This is a genomic window from Lentihominibacter sp. (genome assembly GCF_046951855.1).
Taxonomy (GTDB): domain Bacteria; phylum Bacillota; class Clostridia; order Peptostreptococcales; family Anaerovoracaceae; genus Lentihominibacter; species Lentihominibacter hominis.
Genome location: NZ_JBKTXS010000005.1, coordinates 64,117 through 84,502 on the forward strand (window position 1 = coordinate 64,117; position 20,386 = coordinate 84,502).

At 40.2% G+C, this 20,386-nt stretch carries 22 protein-coding genes; 20 read left to right on the forward strand and 2 right to left on the reverse strand.

Features of this window, described 5'->3' with window-relative positions; all coding sequences use genetic code 11:
• Positions 1 to 385 precede the first annotated feature (385 nt).
• From ACLR96_RS02505 to ACLR96_RS02515, 3 genes are all read left to right on the forward strand, one after another.
• A complete protein-coding gene (locus tag ACLR96_RS02505; protein WP_177268013.1) occupies positions 386 to 1,117 on the forward strand; it encodes a helix-turn-helix domain-containing protein in 732 nt (243 codons plus the stop codon).
• A 1-nt stretch (position 1,118) separates the two neighbouring features.
• The gene (locus ACLR96_RS02510) at positions 1,119 to 1,559 is read left to right on the forward strand and encodes a hypothetical protein (RefSeq protein WP_177268011.1); all 441 of its coding nucleotides are present in this window, start codon (positions 1,119 to 1,121) and stop codon (positions 1,557 to 1,559) included.
• A 101-nt stretch (positions 1,560 to 1,660) separates the two neighbouring features.
• A complete protein-coding gene (locus tag ACLR96_RS02515; RefSeq protein ID WP_177267994.1) occupies positions 1,661 to 1,825 on the forward strand; it encodes a hypothetical protein in 165 nt (54 codons plus the stop codon).
• On the opposite strand, the gene ACLR96_RS02520 is transcribed toward ACLR96_RS02515, so the two are convergent.
• Entirely contained in the window at positions 1,812 to 2,351 is a 540-nt protein-coding gene (locus ACLR96_RS02520; protein WP_177267991.1) for a flavin reductase, read from the reverse strand. The two genes, ACLR96_RS02515 and ACLR96_RS02520, sit on opposite strands and share 14 nt — an antisense overlap.
• A gap of 154 nt (positions 2,352 to 2,505) precedes the next feature.
• On the opposite strand from ACLR96_RS02520, the gene ACLR96_RS02525 reads away from it, so the two are divergent.
• The 5 genes from ACLR96_RS02525 to ACLR96_RS02545 all read left to right on the forward strand — a co-directional run bounded on the left by ACLR96_RS02525 (position 2,506) and on the right by ACLR96_RS02545 (position 6,247).
• Positions 2,506 to 2,967, forward strand: coding sequence for a low molecular weight protein-tyrosine-phosphatase (locus ACLR96_RS02525; protein WP_177267989.1), 462 nt, complete (start codon positions 2,506 to 2,508; stop codon positions 2,965 to 2,967).
• A gap of 28 nt (positions 2,968 to 2,995) precedes the next feature.
• Positions 2,996 to 3,715: a peptidoglycan editing factor PgeF gene (gene pgeF / locus ACLR96_RS02530; protein WP_177267987.1), complete on the forward strand. Its 720-nt coding sequence runs from the start codon at positions 2,996 to 2,998 to the stop codon at positions 3,713 to 3,715.
• 67 nt (positions 3,716 to 3,782) lie between these two features.
• Positions 3,783 to 4,517 (forward strand): ABC transporter ATP-binding protein, encoded by a 735-nt coding sequence (locus ACLR96_RS02535; protein WP_177267985.1) that lies wholly within the window; start codon positions 3,783 to 3,785, stop codon positions 4,515 to 4,517.
• 6 nt (positions 4,518 to 4,523) lie between these two features.
• Positions 4,524 to 5,456: a SufB/SufD family protein gene (locus ACLR96_RS02540; protein WP_412265105.1), complete on the forward strand. Its 933-nt coding sequence runs from the start codon at positions 4,524 to 4,526 to the stop codon at positions 5,454 to 5,456.
• Between the two features lie 35 nt (positions 5,457 to 5,491).
• Positions 5,492 to 6,247 carry an exodeoxyribonuclease III gene (locus ACLR96_RS02545; protein ID WP_177267983.1) on the forward strand — a complete coding sequence of 252 codons (756 nt, stop codon included), beginning with the start codon at positions 5,492 to 5,494 and terminating at the stop codon, positions 6,245 to 6,247.
• Between the two features lie 6 nt (positions 6,248 to 6,253).
• On the opposite strand, the gene ACLR96_RS02550 is transcribed toward ACLR96_RS02545, so the two are convergent.
• The gene (locus ACLR96_RS02550; protein ID WP_177267981.1) at positions 6,254 to 7,291 is read right to left on the reverse strand and encodes a putative sulfate exporter family transporter; all 1,038 of its coding nucleotides are present in this window, start codon (positions 7,289 to 7,291) and stop codon (positions 6,254 to 6,256) included.
• A gap of 147 nt (positions 7,292 to 7,438) precedes the next feature.
• Between ACLR96_RS02550 and ACLR96_RS02555 the strand changes: the two genes are divergently transcribed.
• The 12 genes from ACLR96_RS02555 to ACLR96_RS02610 all read left to right on the forward strand — a co-directional run.
• On the forward strand, positions 7,439 to 7,741 hold the full coding sequence (locus ACLR96_RS02555) for a metal-sensing transcriptional repressor (protein ID WP_177267979.1): 303 nt from the start codon (positions 7,439 to 7,441) through the stop codon (positions 7,739 to 7,741).
• A 13-nt stretch (positions 7,742 to 7,754) separates the two neighbouring features.
• Positions 7,755 to 10,286 (forward strand): heavy metal translocating P-type ATPase, encoded by a 2,532-nt coding sequence (locus ACLR96_RS02560; RefSeq protein WP_177267977.1) that lies wholly within the window; start codon positions 7,755 to 7,757, stop codon positions 10,284 to 10,286.
• 61 nt (positions 10,287 to 10,347) lie between these two features.
• Positions 10,348 to 11,157 (forward strand): delta-lactam-biosynthetic de-N-acetylase, encoded by an 810-nt coding sequence (gene pdaA, locus ACLR96_RS02565; protein ID WP_177267975.1) that lies wholly within the window; start codon positions 10,348 to 10,350, stop codon positions 11,155 to 11,157.
• A gap of 102 nt (positions 11,158 to 11,259) precedes the next feature.
• Positions 11,260 to 11,415, forward strand: a complete 156-nt coding sequence (locus tag ACLR96_RS02570) for a hypothetical protein (RefSeq protein WP_177267973.1) — start codon at positions 11,260 to 11,262, stop codon at positions 11,413 to 11,415.
• A gap of 60 nt (positions 11,416 to 11,475) precedes the next feature.
• Positions 11,476 to 11,751: a hypothetical protein gene (locus ACLR96_RS02575; protein ID WP_177267971.1), complete on the forward strand. Its 276-nt coding sequence runs from the start codon at positions 11,476 to 11,478 to the stop codon at positions 11,749 to 11,751.
• A 576-nt stretch (positions 11,752 to 12,327) separates the two neighbouring features.
• Positions 12,328 to 13,140, forward strand: coding sequence for a hypothetical protein (locus ACLR96_RS02580; protein WP_177267969.1), 813 nt, complete (start codon positions 12,328 to 12,330; stop codon positions 13,138 to 13,140).
• 20 nt (positions 13,141 to 13,160) lie between these two features.
• Positions 13,161 to 14,381, forward strand: coding sequence for a hypothetical protein (locus ACLR96_RS02585; RefSeq protein ID WP_177267967.1), 1,221 nt, complete (start codon positions 13,161 to 13,163; stop codon positions 14,379 to 14,381).
• 2 nt (positions 14,382 to 14,383) lie between these two features.
• Complete coding sequence (locus tag ACLR96_RS02590; protein WP_177267965.1) at positions 14,384 to 15,301, forward strand: ATP-binding cassette domain-containing protein; 918 nt, start codon at positions 14,384 to 14,386, stop codon at positions 15,299 to 15,301.
• Positions 15,270 to 17,489, forward strand: a complete 2,220-nt coding sequence (locus ACLR96_RS02595) for a hypothetical protein (protein ID WP_177267963.1) — start codon at positions 15,270 to 15,272, stop codon at positions 17,487 to 17,489. The genes ACLR96_RS02590 and ACLR96_RS02595 overlap by 32 nt, the downstream gene beginning before the upstream one ends.
• A 12-nt stretch (positions 17,490 to 17,501) precedes the next feature.
• On the forward strand, positions 17,502 to 18,515 hold the full coding sequence (locus tag ACLR96_RS02600) for an iron chelate uptake ABC transporter family permease subunit (RefSeq protein WP_177267961.1): 1,014 nt from the start codon (positions 17,502 to 17,504) through the stop codon (positions 18,513 to 18,515).
• Positions 18,515 to 19,909, forward strand: a complete 1,395-nt coding sequence (locus ACLR96_RS02605) for an ABC transporter substrate-binding protein (RefSeq protein ID WP_177267959.1) — start codon at positions 18,515 to 18,517, stop codon at positions 19,907 to 19,909. Before ACLR96_RS02600 ends, ACLR96_RS02605 begins: the two co-directional genes overlap by 1 nt.
• A 5-nt stretch (positions 19,910 to 19,914) precedes the next feature.
• On the forward strand, positions 19,915 to 20,386 hold a 472-nt coding region (locus ACLR96_RS02610; protein ID WP_412265106.1), incomplete at its 3' end, for an ABC transporter ATP-binding protein.

Below are 20,386 nucleotides of genomic sequence, written 5' to 3' on the forward strand. Positions count from 1 at the left end.
GGGCGACAGGTCCGACAGGCCCAACAGGTCCGACCGGACCGACGGGAGCAGTGCCGGCACCGGCAGCAGCTGTTACTGATTTGTCATCCAGTGCATCGCTCACAGATGTAGTGAACAAAGTCAATGAACTTCTTGAAAGTCTTAGAGATGCAGGTTTCTTAGCCCAGTAATAAATAAGAATATTATAAAAATGCCGGTTTCCAAAAGAGCCGGCATTTTTGATTTAAAGTATGAAATTTTTTACAAGGTTAAGTAATAAGGCGAGCATGCGGCTGTAGAGATGTTGCTACTTGAAGTGTCGAAATTGCAACCATATCTTGCTGGAATTTTATCTGTTTAAATGATATTGTTATATTATACAAATGAAAAAAGGAGATATAATGGAATGACTTTTGGAGAAAAAATTCAGAGCCTGAGAAAACAATCAGGACTTTCACAGGAAGAGCTGTCATACCGATTAGGTGTGTCTAGGCAGGCAGTAAGTAAGTGGGAGAGAAATAGCGGATATCCTGAAACAGAGAAATTGATAAAAATGAGTAAACTTTTTAATGTGACTATAGATTATCTGTTGGGAGAAAATAATAGCAGCGTGTGGCAAGAAAAGAATGGTATATATGTAAGTATGAAAGATGTAAATGGTTTTTTATCATTTCAAAAATTAAAATACCGAAAGATAGGAGCAGCAGCGGGCATATTGACTGCATCTTTTTCTTTAGCATTTATTTCTTTCGAAAGCAATATGATAATATTTATGACATTTGTTATAGTAGGGGCAGTGCTTTTTATTTCTGCAAAAATATCCGGCGATCGATATAGGGAGTTGAATAAAAAAACGCTTTATTTTGATCAGGAAGTCAGAGAAAAGTTGCTTGTTGAATTTGATAGGAAGGATAAATTCATGCAGATGTTGATCCTAACAGGCATGGCCTTTATTGCTGCGGGGGTTCTGGTTTTTCCTCTTATGTCGGTAATTGATAAATACATCTCAGATGATGTTATTTTTGCTTCGGGAGTGATATTAGCCGGAGCAGGAGTATACTTATGTGTATCTGTCTGGGGAGTCATCAAGTCTTATCGTCTGCTTATAATGAATGAAAAAGGTCAGGAGGAACTTTAAGATGAAAAAATTTTTGATTTTGTTTTTTTTGTGTATTCTGTGTCTTTGTGGATGTAATTCACGGGAAAATGTGCACAACATTTCTTTATACAGTGCAGATAAGGAGCAGCAGATAAGTATAAAGTCAGCAGACTCTGTTTTTTCAGATAACATTTCCGACAGTGGTGAAATAAAAAAATTTGTAAATAATTTAAGAATAGAAGATTGGGAACTCAGTCAGCTGCCTGAAAATGCTCAAGAATCCGGAAACTTTACTTTTTTGCAGGAAAAAACAGAAAAAATACTGCAGGCAGAAGCCGATGAAAGATTGTATGAGTTTTTTTCATTTTCGTGTTATAAGGATCTTCCGTATATATCAGTTAAAATAGCTGACTCAGAGATGAATTTTAAAATCTCAGAGGATACAGCCGGCTATCTGAATGACTTTTTAACTGATAAATGATATAAACTTTACATGCCGCAAAACAGCATATATAATATAAAGCATAGATAGATGAGAGAGGCATTGACCGTTATAATTTGAAGTCAAATGAATTTATGCTGATGAAGTCATTATCTAAGGGAAATGGAGGAAACAGAGCTGCAAAAGTGGGAAACCGGGCGGTGTCAGTATCATATGTGAGTATTGTGTGGTATGAAACAAGAAATATAGCCGGAAGCAGTGATATGGATCAGGCACTGCTTCCGGTAATTTTTACTCTTGAATAATATATGATTTTACGATTTCGGCATGATATAATATGTGATAATCTTTATTAGCTCCTGTGTTTGAAGAATCTACATTTTGAGGATAAAATCTGGCGGCATCTTCAGGTGGGATCTCCGATGGATCTTGAGCTTGCTTGTATATGATTTTGCATTCTAAAGTAAGAGGATATTCTTTTATGGCAGGAACGTCGATATTCTCAGCAGTTTCTATGGTTAGACCGGCTTCGTTTATTTTATTTGTATTTCGTCCGGATATTGTACCGCATAACCCTATAGCTTTTCTGTCCGTGTTTCCCCATGGTATGTTCAGTGTAAAAAAAGGGTTTTTATCCAGCTGTTCTTTTGTAAAACGTCCCGTTCGTACAAGTGCTACAAATACAGGCTTTCCCCATTCGATTCCGATCATGCCCCATCCTATAGTCATAGAGTTTACTTTTCCGTCGGCTTTTGTTGTAAGTAATATACCTTTGCTCAGCTGATTTGTTATTTCGGATGCATAGTCCAGTGCATTTATTTCTTTTTTCATTGATAATTACCTCCTTATTGATTTGATGGGCTAATTATATAACCGGAAAGAATATATTACAAGAATATGATCCGAAAAGAGCCTTAATATAAGTGAAGCAGAGGTTGATTTATATACGAAAATCATAACACAAAATATTTAAGGAGATTGAGATATGATAAAAATATTATTCATCTGCCACGGCAATATTTGCCGAAGTACTATGGCGGAATTCGTTTTAAAGGATATGGTAGATAAGGCCGGGATTTCTCATGACTTTCACATAGAATCGGCAGCAACGAGCAGAGAGGAGATAGGCAGTGATACAGATCCGAGAACTAAGCGTAAGCTTACAGAGCACGGGATAAGCTTTACGAAGCGATGTGCTCGGCAGATGATGAAAAAAGATTATGATGAGTTTGATTACATAATCGGTATGGATGATGCCAATATCAAAAATATCATGAGAATAACGGGCGGTGATCCTGAAGGCAAAATAAGGAAACTTTTGGATTTTTGCGAAAGAGATGAAAGTATTGCTGATCCGTGGTATACAGGTAATTTTGATGATACTTATGATGATGTGAGGCAAGGGTGTGCGGCGCTTTTGGATCATCTAAAGGAAGCGGTTAAGTAAAATATCAGGTGAAAGGAATACTATAGACATGAAATATATAGAGGTTTTTCCACAGTTTGATGATGTTGTGGGATTTTTTTCTACACAGAGGGGTGCATCGGAAGGATATCCGTATAGCAGAGAGGATGTTTTTGCTGAGGTTGGCCTTAAGGATGCAGCTGTTGTGTGGCCCAAGCAGATACATGAAGACCATATAGCTGTAGTGAGCCGACGTCCGGAGGGGCCAATAAGGATTCCGGATACAGATGGTCTGATAACTGATTTAAAGAATGTACTTTTGACGACGGTGCATGCAGACTGTCTGCCTGTCTATTTTTTTGATCCGGAAAAAGGTGTTATAGGTCTTGTTCATGCTGGATGGAGGGGCTCTGCGGCGTCTATTGCTTCTAAAGCGGCAGAAAAGATGACAGCGGTTTTTGGATGTGAAAAATCAGATATACACGTATATATAGGGCCCGGAATAAGTAAGTGCTGCTTTGAGATAGGAAAAGAGGTGTATGATATATTCAGCAAAAAATCATTTTTTACGGAAGAACTGGCAGATAAAAAGGTTAATGACAGCGGAGAGACGAAATACTATATAGACCTTAAAAGCGTAAACCGAAGGCAGCTTGAGAATATCGGAATAAAGCCTGAAAACATACAGCAGAGTAGCCACTGTACGTGCTGTGAGCCCCGTCTTTTCTGCTCTTACAGAAGAGAGGGAGGCACGGATAAAAGAATGGGCGCTGGGCTTTGCATGATATGATTGCTATTTTTTTCTTGAAGGATTATAATAATTTATGTATACAAAATTAATAAGGAAGGAACTTCAAATGCTTAAAGTAAAAAACCTATCTTTTTCTGTCAGCGAAAAAGGGACGGATAGAAATATATTGTCTGATATAAGTTTTGATGTGAGAAGCGGAGAAATGCTTGTGATAACAGGACCTAACGGAGGAGGCAAGTCAACCTTGGCGAAGGTTCTTATGGGTATAGAAAAAGCTGACTCGGGAAAAGTTATCTTAGATGGTACTGATATAACAAATTATGACATAGATGAAAGAGCTGAAGCAGGGATTGGATTTGCATTCCAGCAGCCGCCCCGATTTAAGGGGATGACTGTGGACAAGCTTATTTCCCTTGCTGCGGGAGAACATAAGAGTGAGGCTGAATGCTGCTCACTTTTGAGCAGAGTGGGACTTTGTGCTCAGGAATATGTCAAAAGAGAAGTTGACAATACTCTTTCAGGCGGCGAGATGAAAAGACTGGAAATTGCTACAGTTCTTGCTAAACCTCATAAACTTTGTATATTTGATGAACCGGAAGCGGGGATAGATCTGTGGAGTTTTTCTATGCTTATACAGCAGTTTGAGGAAATAAAGAAGGATAAAGAGCAGAGCCTTATATTGATCTCTCATCAAGAGAGAATTATGCAAATGGCTGACAGAGTAATGGTCATAGAGGATGGCAAAGTTGCAGGGATAGGAAAAAGAGAAGATATATTGCCGCAGCTTATGAAACAGGGGCCGTCATGCTGTTCATATTTAAAGAGACTGGAAGATATGTAGGAGGATATGGAAGTGGCAGAACTTGATAAAGTAACGCAGGCGATACTTAAATATATAGATGAAGCCGGATTTAAGCAGGAAGGAGCTTTTAATCTGAGGCATAACGGTATGGCTCTATGTCATGGTGACAGTGAGCATATAAAAATCGTCAAAAAAAAGGATAAACCGGGTATAGATATTTACATTGACTCGGAGACGAACGGTGAAGAGGTTCATATTCCTGTGGTTCTCGATGCTTCAGGATTTACTGATAAGGTGTATAATGATTTTCATATTGCCGACGGGGCGAAGGTAGTGATTATAGCAGGCTGTGGTATACATAATGATGGGCATGCTGACAGTCAGCACGACGGCGTACACTCCTTTTTCGTAGGCAAAGGAGCCAATGTCACATATAGGGAGAATCATTACGGGGCCGGTGACGGAGAGGGAGCGAGAATACTGAATCCCGTAACAGAAATATTCATAGATGATGACAGTGTTTTTACCTTGGATACTTCCCAGATAAGGGGTGTCGATTCTACCAAGAGGGAGACTCATGTGGAGCTGGGTAAGAATTCAAAGATTTTCGTAATGGAGAAGCTTATGACTCACGGCAATCAAATGGCTGAATCCAATATGGAGGTAAGGCTTAATGGAGAAGGGAGTTCTGCGCAGATAATTTCCAGATCGGTCGCTAAAGAAAACTCCGGTCAGATATTCCATCCTGCTGCTGTGGGCAACTCCAAGTGCAACGCACATATTCAGTGTGACTCCATAATCATGGACAAGGCTCAGGTGCGTTCCATCCCTGAGATAAACGCCAAGCATCTTGATGCGGCCATAATACACGAGGCTGCTATAGGAAGAATAAACGATGAACAGCTTATAAAGCTGAGGACTATGGGAATGAAGGCTGAAGAAGCAGAGAACGTTATTATAGAAGCGTTTCTCAATTAATTTACAAGCGGAGTTATATCCGCAGGGGAGGCATAATGAAACTGATTTCTTGGAATGTAAACGGGATAAGAGCGGTTATGGGCAAGGGATTTCTTGAATTTGCCCACAATCAGGATGCAGATATACTTTGTGTTCAGGAGACTAAAATGCAGGAGGGACAGGCAGAAGTACCGCTGAAAAATTATCATCAGTACTGGTGTTCAGCGGAAAGGAAGGGATATTCAGGAACAGCGGTGTTTTCTAAGGAAGAACCCATATCCGTATCATACGGCATTGGAATAGATGAACACGATCGCGAGGGGAGAGTCATAACAGCCGAATATGATGGCTTTTATCTTGTTAATGTGTATGTTCCCAATTCACAGGATGGACTTAAAAGACTTGACTACAGAATGAAATGGGAAGACGATTTTCTGGCGTATTTGAAAAAACTTGAGGAGTTTAAGCCTGTTATCGCGTGCGGAGATTTTAATGTGGCACATAAGGAGATCGATCTTAAGAATCCGAAAACCAACAGAAAAAATGCCGGATTCTCGGATGAAGAACGCGGCAAAATGACTCAGCTTCAGGAAGCTGGATTCACGGACACTTTCAGATATTTTTACCCCGATAAAGAAGGCATATATTCATGGTGGAGCTATCGTTTCAATGCCAGAAAGAATAATGCGGGATGGCGTATTGACTATTTTCTTACGTCAAAGTCTCTGGATGATAAACTGAAAAAAGCAGAAATCCTCACCGATGTTTACGGCAGCGATCACTGCCCTGTATTGCTTGAGATAGAAATATGATATTCTCTACACCATACCGATAAAATGCTGTACCAGCAGCGAGATTACAGCTACGACAAACCAGCAGCATAATCCTAAAATCATAGGCTTCAGACCATTGGTCAGAAGCTTTTTTAGGTTGGTGTTTATTCCTATCGCCGTCATGGCCATAATAATCATGAACTTTCCTACAGCAACAAGTGTCTCGGATACTGATGCGGCAATAGGCAGGAATGTATTGAGTATAGCAGTCAGTACGAAACCGAGAACAAACCAAGGGAAAACTTTGATGAAGCTGAAATTATTGTCATCACTTGCAGTTTCCTCTGTCTTGGAGCGAGAAATCTTATGAGTGGTATATACTGCCAGAACAAGTGTGATAGGCACAATCATAAGTGTTCTGGTGAGCTTTACTATAGTAGCAAAAGCGAGGGCTGTATTATTGCCTGCGGCGCTGCTCCATGAAGCTCCGGCAGCTACTACAGAGCTTGTATCGTTTATGGCGGTGCCGGCCCACATTCCGAAGCCGGTATCACTGAGATCCAAAAGATGGCCCAGAGCAGGGAAGATGAATACAGCAATTATATTGAAAAGGAATATTGTGGAAATAGCTTGGGCTACATCCTCGTCTTTAGCTCTGATAACAGGAGCTGTTGCAGCGATGGCAGAACCTCCGCATATGGAAGTGCCGACACCGATTAAAGTGGTTATATCTCCATCGGTTTTAAGAAGTCTTCCCATAATATAAGCTGTTATAAACGAAGATGTGAGAGTAAACAGCATTACGAGAAGAGACTGGCCGCCTACCTTTATAACGTTAAACAGATTCATCTCAAAGCCCAGAAGTATTATAGAGTACTGAAGTATATATTTTGATGTGAATTTTATGCCCTTTTCCAGCTTTTCGGGTCTTCTGAAAAAGGCTATTATCATGCCTATCAATATACCGAAGACCGGTCCGCCGATTATGGGAAATTTCATTCCCAAAAGCCACGCAGGTATAGCTGTTATAAAGCAGAATATAATACCGATTAATGTTTCTTTTTCAAAAAATTTATTTTTCATGTAATAATCTCCTTTGTTCCACAGAAAATATTAAAACATTTCAGAGATTTTGTAAAGCAGGTTTATAAATAAAAAAGTATTGACATATACCGTACGGGGGTATACTATATAAACATAACAATAGAGGACAAAGGAGAATCGGTACTGATGGATAATGAGAAAAATTGCTGTCATAAGACAAAGGAAAGGTCACCTCAGGAATATAAGAAACTTATCAACCGTCTGAGCAGAATAGAGGGGCAGATAAGGGGCATTAAAAAAATGGTAGAGGAAGATTCGTACTGTACGGATATATTGATACAGGTGGCGGCGGTCAATGCAGCGCTGAACTCTTTTAACAAGGAATTACTGGCAAGTCACATAAAAACGTGTGTGGCAGATGATATAAGAGCGGGTAAGGATGATACTATAGACGAACTCGTTGATACTTTGCAGAAGTTGATGAAATGAGGAGGAGATCATATTGAAACAATATAATGTTACAGGGATGAGCTGCGCTGCCTGCAGCAGCAGAGTTGAAAAGGCGGTGAGCAAAGTTCCGGGCGTCGAGAGCTGTTCTGTAAGTCTTTTGACTAATTCTATGGGTGTAGAAGGCACGGCTTCTCCCGATGAAATAATATCGGCAGTTGAGAGGGCAGGATATGAAGCTGCGGAGAAAGGATCTTCTGACGCTATAAATGATGCGACAGCAGATTCATATGAAAATAATATGCTCAAAGATACGGAAACGCCGGCTCTTAAGAAAAGGCTTATAGCATCAGTATCAGTACTGGCTGTACTCATGTACTTTTCCATGGGAGCCATGATGTGGGGATGGCCTCTGCCAGGATTTCTGGAAGGAAATCATGAGGCTATGGGTATTTTGCAACTCATATTGTCTGCAGTTATCATGGTTATAAATCAGAAGTTTTTTATAAGCGGATTTAAAAGTTTATGGCACAGATCTCCAAATATGGACACTCTCGTGGCTTTAGGATCGGGGGCAGCCTTTGTGTATAGCACATATGCGCTGTTTGCTATGACCGGCGCTCAGATAGATGCGGATATGGATTCAGTAATGAAATATATGCATGAATTTTACTTTGAGTCAGCAGCCATGATTTTAGCTCTAATAACAGTGGGAAAGATGTTGGAAGCAAGGTCAAAGGGGAAGACGACTGATGCTTTGAAAGGTCTCATGAAATTGGCGCCAAAAAGTGCGGTTATTCTTAAAGATGGAATAGAAATGCAGGTACCCGTGCAGCAGGTAAAGAAGGGCGATATATTTGTGGTTCGTCCCGGAGAGAATATTCCTGTGGACGGAGTTGTAAAGGACGGTATCAGTGCAGTAAATGAGTCGGCTCTTACAGGGGAGAGTATTCCTGTAGATAAAGGGCCGGAGGATACAGTTTCAGCTGCTACTATAAATCAGTCAGGCTTTCTCAAATGTGAGGCTACGAGAGTTGGAGAAGATACGACTCTGTCACAGATAATAAAAATGGTAAGTGAAGCAGTTGCTACGAAAGCGCCTATAGCTAAAGTAGCAGATAAAGTTTCAGGAGTATTTGTTCCGGCTGTCATAGCTATTGCTGCGGTTACTGTAATAGGCTGGCTTATAGCAGGGCAGACTATAGGTTTTGCTTTAGCCAGAGGTATATCTGTGTTGGTGATAAGTTGTCCGTGTGCATTAGGACTTGCTACACCGGTAGCTATAATGGTAGGAAACGGAATAGGGGCTAAAAACGGTATTCTTTTTAAAACTGCAGTTTCCCTTGAAGAAACGGGAAAAATGCAGATAGTAGCTTTGGATAAGACGGGGACCATTACAAAGGGTGAACCGAGGGTTACTGATATAGTAGTATCTTCGTCTGTAACGGAAGAAAGTCTTTTGCATTATGCTTATTCGCTTGAGATAAAGAGTGAACATCCTCTTGCTAAAGCGGTGGTTGAGATGGCAGAGGAAAAGGGTGTAAAGGCAGAAGAGGTATCGGAGTTTAAGATTATGCCCGGAAACGGACTGTCTGCCCGAATGAATGGCGCTTTGATTGTGGGCGGAAGTCTCAGCTTTGCACAGAGCAGCATGGGAGTATCTGATGATTTGAGAAATAAAGCCGACAGACTTGCTCGTGAAGGAAAGACTCCGTTGTTTTTCGGAAAAGACGGTGATGTTTTAGGTATGATAGCTGTTGCCGATGTAATAAAAGAAGACAGTCATAAAGCTGTAAAACAGCTTCAGAATATGGGGATAAAAGTCGTGATGATAACAGGCGACAATGAGCAGACGGCTAAAGCTATAGGAAAGCAGGCCGGAGTGGATCAGGTGATAGCCGGAGTACTTCCTGAAGGCAAAGAAGAAGCGATACGCGGCCTTCAGGAAGAAGGAAAGACAGCTATGGTGGGAGACGGGATTAATGATGCTCCTGCGCTCACAAGAGCTAATATGGGTATAGCTATAGGTGCGGGTACAGATGTGGCTATAGATGCAGCTGACGTGGTACTGATGAACAGCAGTCTTATGGATGTGCCTACAGCCATAAGACTCAGTAGACTGACTTTAAGGAATATACATCAGAATCTATTTTGGGCCTTTATATACAATGTAATCGGCATTCCTTTAGCAGCAGGAGTATGGATACATCTTCTGGGCTGGCAGCTGAATCCTATGTTTGCAGCAGCAGCTATGAGTTTGTCAAGTTTCTGTGTCGTAACTAATGCACTGACATTAAATCTGTTCAATATACGCAATACAAAACATGACCATAAGAGGAAAAATAAATATAAACAAGTAAAAGAGGAGGAAATAACAATGGAAAAAACTATTAGAATTGAAGGAATGATGTGCCAGCACTGCGAGGCGACAGTGAAAAAGACTCTTGAAGAGTTGGATGGTGTAAAGAGTGCGCAGGTAAGCCATGAGAAAGGAACAGCTGTCGTTGATATGGCATCTCCGTTGTCTGATAATGTGCTTAAGAAAGCCGTGGAAGATAAGGATTATAAAGTGACTTCCATAGAATAATTTCTTTAGTTGTTATTTTTTTCAGACACTGTAAATATAATATCTCAGGTGGTGATATTATATGATTATTATGGTGAGAAAAAGAGGTATTCTTAAAATGCTTGGTACTGTAGCCGCGGCAGGGGTATTCGCCGCGGCTCTTTTTGCCGGTGTAAACGTGGCAAAGGAGAAATCTGTAAATACTGTTGCTGACGGAAATTGGGGACTGAGTTTTCAGCAGGAAGGGGAAGCTCCGGTAGCTAATGCTACTGCTGAGTATTTGGCTGAGTATAATGCTTTTTATGCGGAAAAGACAGATAAGAAAGTTCTTTATCTCACCTTTGATGCAGGATATGAGAATGGATATACGGGAAAAATATTGGACGTATTGAAAAAACATAATGTAAAAGCTACTTTTTTTCTGGTGGGGAATTATATAGAAACGAGTCCGGATCTTGTTAAAAGAATGGTAAAAGAAGGACATTTAGTCGGCAATCACACATATACACATCCCGATATGTCTGCAATATCTACAAAAGAGCAATTCGAAAAAGAGCTTAATCAGCTTGAAGAAAAGTATGAGGAAGTCACGGGAGAAAAAATGAAAAAGTATTACCGTCCTCCTCAGGGAAAATACAGTGAATCTAACCTTAAGATGGCTGAAGAAATGGGATATAAAACTATATTTTGGAGCCTTGCGTACGTAGATTGGTATGAGTCTGATCAGCCTACTAAAGAAGAAGCTTTTGATAAACTTATACCAAGACTTCATCCCGGAGCAATAGTTTTGCTGCACAGCACATCCAAAACAAATAGTGAGATACTGGATGAGCTTTTAACAAAATGGGAGGAAATGGGATATGAATTTAAATCTACCGAAGAACTGAAATAGAGATTTTGACTTTCTGCATTAACAAATTGCTGTTAATTTCATGTATATTATTGTAAAATACATATTAAGAAATATATTTTGATTTGCAGGGAGGAGAAGGCAATGCCATTATTGATACTGTTGGGAATAATTGTTGCTGTAATAGCTACAGTTATATTTAAGATCAATAAGATACAGTCAGACAGATTTATACAGATGGCTAAAAAGGCGAAACAGGCCGATGATGCAAATGATTCGGCTGAAGATAATAATAAATAAGTAACGAAATGGAGTCTCTTTTCATATTATAAATCATGCATATGAAAGGAGATTTTTTTTATGGCAAATTGTAATTGGTGTGCCGGCCGTCCGGCATTTAATATAACATGTGAAAATTGTGAATTTACTAGACCTAATTACTGTGGTTGTGGCTGCGGATGTGAGTCTATAATCCCTGACTGTGGCTGCGGCTGCGGATGTGAGGATGATTATGATTGTGGCTGCGGATGTGGCTGCGGATGTTCGAATTCGAATACAGGAACTGCGTGGACATCTGACAGATGCTGCCCTTCATCTGCAAGCTGTAATTGCGGATGTGGCTGTGGATGCAGATAGTGATCGCTATGGATAAAGCAGCGTGTCTTTATTGAACACGCGCAAATATCAATTGACGGAGCATATGTCAGAGCATATGCTCCGTTTTATAATTTTTGACATTATATATTTGGTTTTATTTATTTATAATTTTGCTGTTCTGTTCAAAAAGTTTGGGAAGCAACAAAAAAACTTGCGCTGATTGCCGGGGCAACAACTGTATGAGAAAAATTAGTGTAACATTGTTATGGGTAGAAACATATTCCTTGTCCGTCTCTTGTACAAGTTGAGTTGAGAATGAGGAAGTTAAGTATGTTTTATAAGAGAATGTCGTGTAAAGCCAAATTGTATTTTTTGTTATCTGTTGTTATTGTCATATGCATATTTTGATGACAGTGCAGCATCTACAGGCGATAATTCGAATATTATGATATGGACAGGCATTATGATGCCGGCAGCAGGTGGAGTAACAATATTTGTGCGAAAAAAATTTATAAAATAATAAGATGATATTTATTGATCAGGAGATCGGAATATGATCCTGTCTTCTGATTTTTAAAGTATGGTACCTTTTCAGAGACGGAGGAGTATGCGGATATGATAAAAAAATTTTTTAATATTTTAATTATATTGAGTATCTTATGTACAGCCTGTCTGACTTTCACATCCTGTGGTACTGCTAAAACGGATGCCGAGTATTCTCCACGCCTTGAAAATATAAATGTAGATTCTTACAGTGAAGGTACGGAAGAAAGTCAATATGTAACAGTAGATCTCATATTTGACCGTCAGATAGCGGTAACGGATGATAAATGCGATAGTTTGAGGATAACTATAGCAGACCGTCGTATTGGGGATGATGAATACACGTTGGAGAAGGGGGATGAAAACAATACGGCAAGATTTAAGATTTCGGTAAGAGCTATAACAGAGGGAATACTTAGGATTCAGCCGGTCAAAGAAGATAAATCTGTTTCTGAAATACGAAGCGATGATAAAAAATATGCTGTATGGAATTTCAGTGCAGAAGCTATGATTCCATCGGGAGTAACATTGTCAACAGCAGAATCAGGGAATGGTAAGGTGGTGAAATCAGTAGATTCCTTTTGGAGTATACGAAGTATTGCATGGATAGGCCTCACAGAAAACGGCGAATTAATCCCGGTATCTGAAACCAGACCGCTGGAGATGCTGGATGGATATGCAGCAGTACATGGGCATGAATTTCTTGTGGAAAATGAAGATGATATTGCAGAGAATATAACGGAGACACTGAGTAATAATTATGACAGCAAATATAGTTTTTCATGCGAGAAAAACCGTGTGACTGCCGAAAAAAAAGGTTCAGATGCGAAACTCGATATAGAGATTTATACATATAAAAAGATTAATGGCGAACTGGTTCATTAAAAAGTATCGGAGGAGAGAAGATGATGAAAAAAACAGCAAAAAGATGCCTGTTGTTAGCTCTGGTAATGGCGATAACAGGCGTTATGACATGTGCGGATTCTTTTGCGTATTTTCAGAGAGGGAGTGTAAATGTTTATGCAGGAAGGGGAAGCGTGTCAGTTACACAGGGCAGTTCGGCGTCAGTGAGTATTTCATTCTCACCGTCTTCAAGTAGACAGCTTCCGGGATGCGGTATGGCAGAGTGTCCGCAAATATGCGGTGAAAAAGATTGCCTTGATGCAAATGGCGAATGCAAATGTGCCGGAACAGTTTATCAGACATATTATCCTACTGCCAGCGTATCTTCCAGCAATACAAGTGTGGCAACCGCATCTTACAGCGGAGGAGTATTGTATATAAATGGAATATCTCCCGGCTCTGCCACGATAACAGTGAGAGCTTCTCTGCGGCAGTTTTCGAGTACATCCACAAGCATTAATGTGACAGTAAGTGGAAGATCGGAAACGGCTACGTCAGGGACTTCCTCATCAGGGGGAGGCTCACAGGGAAAAGTTTCAGCTAAATCTGTAGATAAGAAAGATAAGAAGAATAAGAATGATGAAAGTACTAAAGCCAGGGAAAATGGTGAGACTGTAAAAAGCGACCGTGGTACCATAAATTTTGTTCAGATCTCTGATGGCAAGATGGGAAAAGAGTATCTTGAAAAAATAATGGGCAAAAAAGAGTACGTGGATTTTCAAAAGAAAGATGAGTCAGATACAGTATTGTACACATGGGAATTCCTCGGTACAGATCTGAATGAAGCAAGAGATATGGACCTGAATCTTGATTTCAGCCGCAAAGCTTTTGAAGGCTGTAAGTATGGATCTGAGGAAGATTCGGTTTATTTGAAACGGGGAGATGAGGACGCTTTGCCAGGAAAGGCCAGTACCTTTATAAGAGTGTCTGATTGGTTTAAGGATTCAGATAAACTGTATCTTTATTCTTTTGCTTCTGATGACGGAGTGAAAATGATGGAATCCGGCCTTTCCGTGGAAAACGGATATGTTACTTCTGACGCTATGTATGGAGAGCAGTCGCGATATATTCTGTCTACAGAGAAATGGAATGTAGGCAAAGAGGAAGTTAAAGAAAGTAAGAATTCATATGCGTGGATAATAGGTGCGGTAGTTGCTGTTGTCGCGGCAGTGATTGCTGCAGTAATTATCGTGGAACGTAAAAGGAAAAAGGACATTGATTAAAAATGATAGAGGCGGAATGTATTACTAAAAATTTCGGGGATTTTACAGTTTTGTCGGATGTCAGTCTCAAGGTGAAAAAAGGAGAAATCTATGGACTGATAGGATATAACGGCGTGGGAAAAACTACTCTGCTTAAGATTCTTAGTGGCATATACAGAGCGGATTCAGGGACAGCAAGGATAAATGGCAGATCTGTGTATGAGAATCCTCAGATGAAACAGAAATGTTTTTTTATGACAGAAGAAGCGGCATTTTTTCATCAGTTTTCTCTGAATAAAATGAGAAAGTTTTATTCCGGATATTACCCCAAATGGAGTGATGAAACCTTTAAAGGACTCGTAGAATGGTTCGGAGTAGATCCGGTTATGAAAATTAGCAGATTTTCAAAAGGAATGCAGAGACAGGCCAGTTTAATTCTTGCATTTTCGACAAGACCGGAGTACTTGTTTCTCGATGAAGCTTTTGATGGTCTTGATTATTCTATGCGAAGACAGATATGTGAAATGTTCAGATATTATGTTGAGATTGAGGAAGCTTCCATGCTTGTATCTTCTCACAATCTAAAAGAACTGGAGGATTTGGCTGATCATATAGGTATGCTTTGTGATGGAAAACTTGCATTTGATGGTTCCACGAAGTATATGAGAGAAAACTATCAAGCTTGCGAGTTTATTTATAAAGAGGATATGAGCGGTTTGCTTTCTGTGAGACACGAGCTTTTGGAAATCAAAAAATGTGTTAACGAGGAATATCGGAAAAATCGTTATTATTGTATAATCAACGGCTCAGAGGAAGAAGCCTGTCGTAGCCTTTCACAGGTGGGAGCCGAAAATATACAGATACGGCCGATACAGCTTGAGGAATTTTTCTTAAAAGAGAGGAAAGAACGTGACGCTGATTGGAAAGAAATTTTCAAATGAAAAGAAGAATATAATACGACATGATATTGGGTTTATTTTGGGAAAGAATGGCTGGATATTTCTTGTGGGCACGGCTGTTTTCATGGTATTGATTCCCTTTTTTACAGCAGGACTTCCGGGGGATTCTATATTTGACATAGAAGTAACACATGATCAGTTGAAATTCAGACTTATAAATGAAAACATTTTCACTGCTGTTATGGCGGTGTCTGTGATAATGGGACTTATGACTGGAAGCTGTATATTTCGTTTTGTCCAGGATAAGAAAGAAACAACTATTTTCTTTTCAATGGGAATGACTCGTACACAAATATTCATCAACCGTATGTCTGTTGCTTTCTCAATGCTTGCAGTTATGACAGCTGTACCCATGTTGCTGTCTGTAATCTTAAATGTAAGCGCTTTGGGGATGTATCAGGCGCTGATAAGAAATGCTTTATTTTTATGGGCGGGTTTGTTTCTTATGGCTTCTGTCAGTTGTGTCGTTTCAGTGATTATGTGTTTTATATCCGGTAGCCTAATGGAGTTGATGGTTTACTGGATATGTGGGATGTCGGCTCCTACAGTTCTCTGTCTCGGCTTTAATATGTTGATGAAAAAACTTTACTGGGGTAATGCATGGGGAGTGACGACTTATTCAGGGGCAGAACAGATAAGAGAATCTCTGCTTGAAAAGTTTTCGTTTCTCAATCCTATATTGTTTTTTAAAAACGATCTTGCGTCACATTCTCAGTTTATGAGGCCGCTTTCTACAGATGTTCCGGAGGATGTTTCATGGATTGTCATAGCAGGGTGGTTTGCGGCACTTATAATAATGACTGCAGCTGCATGGTGGTTGCTTAGGTGTTGGAAAGCAGAAAATTCAGGTATCACAGGTAACAATAGATTGATGGCGGAAATGACAGCGGCATTTACAGGATTTATTGTATTTTCTTTTGTATTTTCTTATTTGTTCGATTCAAGCGTGTGGCTTTCGGTAGCGGCGGGACTGGCTGCTTTTGCTGCCACTCATATGTTTTGGAAAAAAGCGGGGATTTTTGGAAGCGTAAAAAAACGAAGTCAGTTTATATCTGCTTTGCTGCAGGCATCAGTCATAGCAGTAATATGTGTGGTTTTTTCCACAGGCTTTTTTGGAGGGACGGAGAGGTTTATAAAAAAATCTGAAGTAGCACAAGTCAAGGTGAATTATACAGGAGATCCGTCGTGTCTTTATGAGGAGGCAACGGGAAGCAGTACAGGACACGGATATTATGTAGTCAGTCATCTGAAGCTTGAAGACATTGAGTCTATAAATAAAACTAAGGATCTTCATATGATGTTTCAGCAGTCAGGGAGAAAGCCGATGAAGGGTTCTGATAATCCGGAGGAAGTAGTCATTCCTTATGACATATCATTTTCATATATCGAAGAAGATGGAACAGAGCGTACGTGGTATTATGACAGAGCTTCTTACGGTCAGCTTGAAAGTATGCTGGAGATTGAGAATCTTTCTGAAGTGAAAAGCGGACAGAAAGGCCTGTTTGAAGTTTCCGATTCCGGTAGCGTGAAAGTATTGACAAAGCAAGCCTATGATGTGGGGACAATATATATAACGGATCCATATCTTTCGGAAACATATGAGCTGACATTGGGTGAAGATATGAGAAGACAGCTTTTAAAAGCCATAGGCGAAGATATAAGTCAGATGACTCTTGATGAAAGGTATTTTCCGGAGGAAAGTACAGAAGCAGTTTTAATGTTTTCCCAGACAGGAGAGGATGACAGTAAATATTTTGCTTACCATCTTGATAATACATTTTTATATTTGACCAGCCGATATAAAAATACGCTTAAATGGCTTGAGGAAAATGAATTGCTTCAATATGTGAAAGGAGAACAGAAGATAGAATCAATTACACTTCAGCGTATGAATCCTTATATAGGGATAAATATACCGGATTATCCAATGGGAATGTACTTTATGTCATATTTTGCTGACAGCTCAGATGACTTCATGATACAAAAGGATTTCGGCAACAAGTATGTGATAGATGATCCTGACAAGATACAGGAAGTGACTGCCGGTTTGAGAAACGGTTATTATATGAGCAGGGGAGGATATTTGGCTGCAGTGAAACTGGATGGCCAAGATGGATACAGATATATGTTCCTTCCGGAGATTTATGTACCGGATTTCGTTCGAAAATAAGGAGAGACGAAAATGAAAAAAAGAAAAAATATTATGTTTTTTCTCAGCATTATATTGGCGGTGCTTGTCATGCTGTCGGTGATGGCAGGACGTTTCTCCATATCATTACAAGATATCGTAGAGATTGTGGGATCGAAAATAGACGGAAGTAGTTTAAGTGTTTCAGGACATGAAACTGTGTTGTTTCAATCAAGGCTTCCAAGAATAGCAGCAGCTATATTGATAGGATGTGGATTATCAGTATCGGGAGCCGGCTATCAAGGTATTTTCAGGAATCCTATGGTTTCACCCGATCTTCTGGGAGCTTCAGCAGGAGCCGGTTTTGGAGCCGCTTTAGGATTCTTGTGCGGCATGCCTACTTTAGCAGTACAGCTGACGGCGTTTTTTTCAGGAATAACAGCTGTAATGGTCACGAGGCTGATAAGTCGTATGGTGGGAGGACATACAGATAATAACAGGCTTCTTCTGGTGTTGAGCGGTATTGTAGTAAGTTCGCTTTTTCAGGCGTTTATATCAATTATTAAATATGTTGCGGATCCTTTTGATACTATGCCTTCCATAGCATTTTGGCTTATGGGAGGACTTACATATGTCACATTGTCAGACATGCTGTTTCTTTTGATTCCTATTATTTTAGGCACAGCAATACTCATGATGCTGAGGTGGAGGATTAATCTGCTGTCTTTCGGGGCAGACGAGGCGAGAGCTATGGGGGTGCCGGTTAAAAAATATCAGGGAATCATAATTCTGTGCGCTACATTTATGACTGCCGCCTGTGTGGCAGTAGGAGGAATGATAGGATGGATAGGTCTGATAGTGCCTCATTTCGCTCGCCTGATGGTAGGGTCGGATTATAAGCATATGCTGCCGTGCAGCGCGATTCTTGGCGCTATATTTCTTCTTCTGGTAGATGATGTGGCAAGGTGTGCGTTTCCTCAGGAACTTCCAATAGGAATATTGACCGCCATTGTGGGGGCTCCGGTGTTTGTAGTGTTGCTGGCAAGAGGCAGGAAAGGGTTTTTGTAATGAAAAAGAAATGTTTTATATGGTGTATCGGTCTGATGGCAGCTGTTGCAGCAATACTGTCATCATGCGGCCAGCAAAAAGTGGAGTATAAAGTTACGGCCAGCGGAGATTCGGCAGAAGCAGGTATCGTTACTGTTCTTGATTATAGCATAAATGTGTATAAGGATCTTGAAAGCAACAGCTGCGGAAACTGTGTGGATCAGCCGGTACATTTATATGCGGGAGCAGATTCTGAAGAAGTTACAGAAGCTATAGGAGACGTAGTAGAACGTGCAGATGATCTCTGGGAAGTCGTGTCATGCGAGGGGAACACAGTTGTTCTCAGAGAAAAGGAAGCCGGCACTGTAGATAGTATAGGAATGCTGTCTGCTCCTGAAGGGATAACACTTACGGGTACAGTATCCGGCAGAGATGTTCCTGTAATATCAGGGAAACAGCAGGAGGCAGAGGTTGAATTTCCGAAGAATCCCCAGCGCCTGGCTGCCGTATATGGGCCTTCTTATGAACTTCTGACTATGTTAGGCGCTGAAGATAAGATTGTTGTACGGGCTGATGTTCAGACTGCTGACTTTCCGTGGGCAGAAAAAGTATTTTCCAGAATTAATAAAATTCCTGTTTTGAATAATGTTCATACGTCTGTAAATTTTGAGGAGCTTATGAAATATGAACCGGAGATTGTCTATACATTTCCCAGAGAAAATGAGCTTACTCAGCTGAAAAAAGCAGGTGTTGCGGTTTTGTCCGCAGAGACGGAAGAGACTCTTGAGGGAGTTAAGAATCAAGTAAGAAATTATGCCGCTACACTGGGAAAAGATGCGGAAGAACGTGCAGAGGAGTATTGCAGATATTTTGATGAAAAACTTAGCTGGATAAAAGAACGGATAGATAAAATAGATGAGAAAGAAAGACCGGATGTTTATTATGCAGGAGTAGACATACTTACAACTTATGGAAAACATTCGGATATAATACAGGTTATAGAAAGCGCCGGAGGCAATCCTGTGTCTTGCGAACTGAATGCGGGAAACAGAACTCAGATAGATTACGAGCAGCTTATGGCATGGAACCCTGATATTATATTCATTGATCATGGAGGGATGAATGACGGAAAGACTGCAGAAGAACTTAAAAAGGAAATACAGAGCAAATCTGTGTACAAATCTTTGAACGCCGTAAAAAATCAGCAGGTTTATGCGAGCCCATCAGGGGTATTTTACTGGGATATGGGGATACAAAAGATCCTGTTAATCATGAATATGGCAAAGATTTTACATCCTGACGAATTTGAAGATCTGGATATGGAAGAGGAAATAATGATTTTTTACGAAAAGTTTTTTGATTACTCTCTTACAAGAGAAGATGCTGAAAAAATATTGAACAGGGAGAATCCTTGATAAAAATGCTGGAGATAAAAGAAGCTGTATTTGGATATACAGGAAAACAGAAGAAAAAAGTTGTGATTGAAAATATTTCTTTTGCTTTGGAGCCGGGAAAGCTGATGTGCTTTTTAGGAGCCAACGGAGCGGGGAAAACTACTATGTACAGGACGATACTGGGCTTTATTCCTCTTTTAGGAGGCAGCATATTTGTAGATGGCAGTGATATGCAGGATATTTCAAGTAATCAGCTTGCAAAATATATATCATATGTACCACAATATCATACCCCTCCCTTTGCTTATTCTGTATATGATGTGGTGCTGATGGGGAGGGGTGCTCATATCTCGCCGTTTGGCTCACCGGGAAAAGAGGATCAAAAAATCGCCTGCCGGATGCTGGAACGTATGGGTATTTTTCATTTGAAAGATGAACTTTACACAGAAATCAGCGGGGGAGAAAGGCAGCTGGCGCTCATAGCCAGAGCTCTTACAC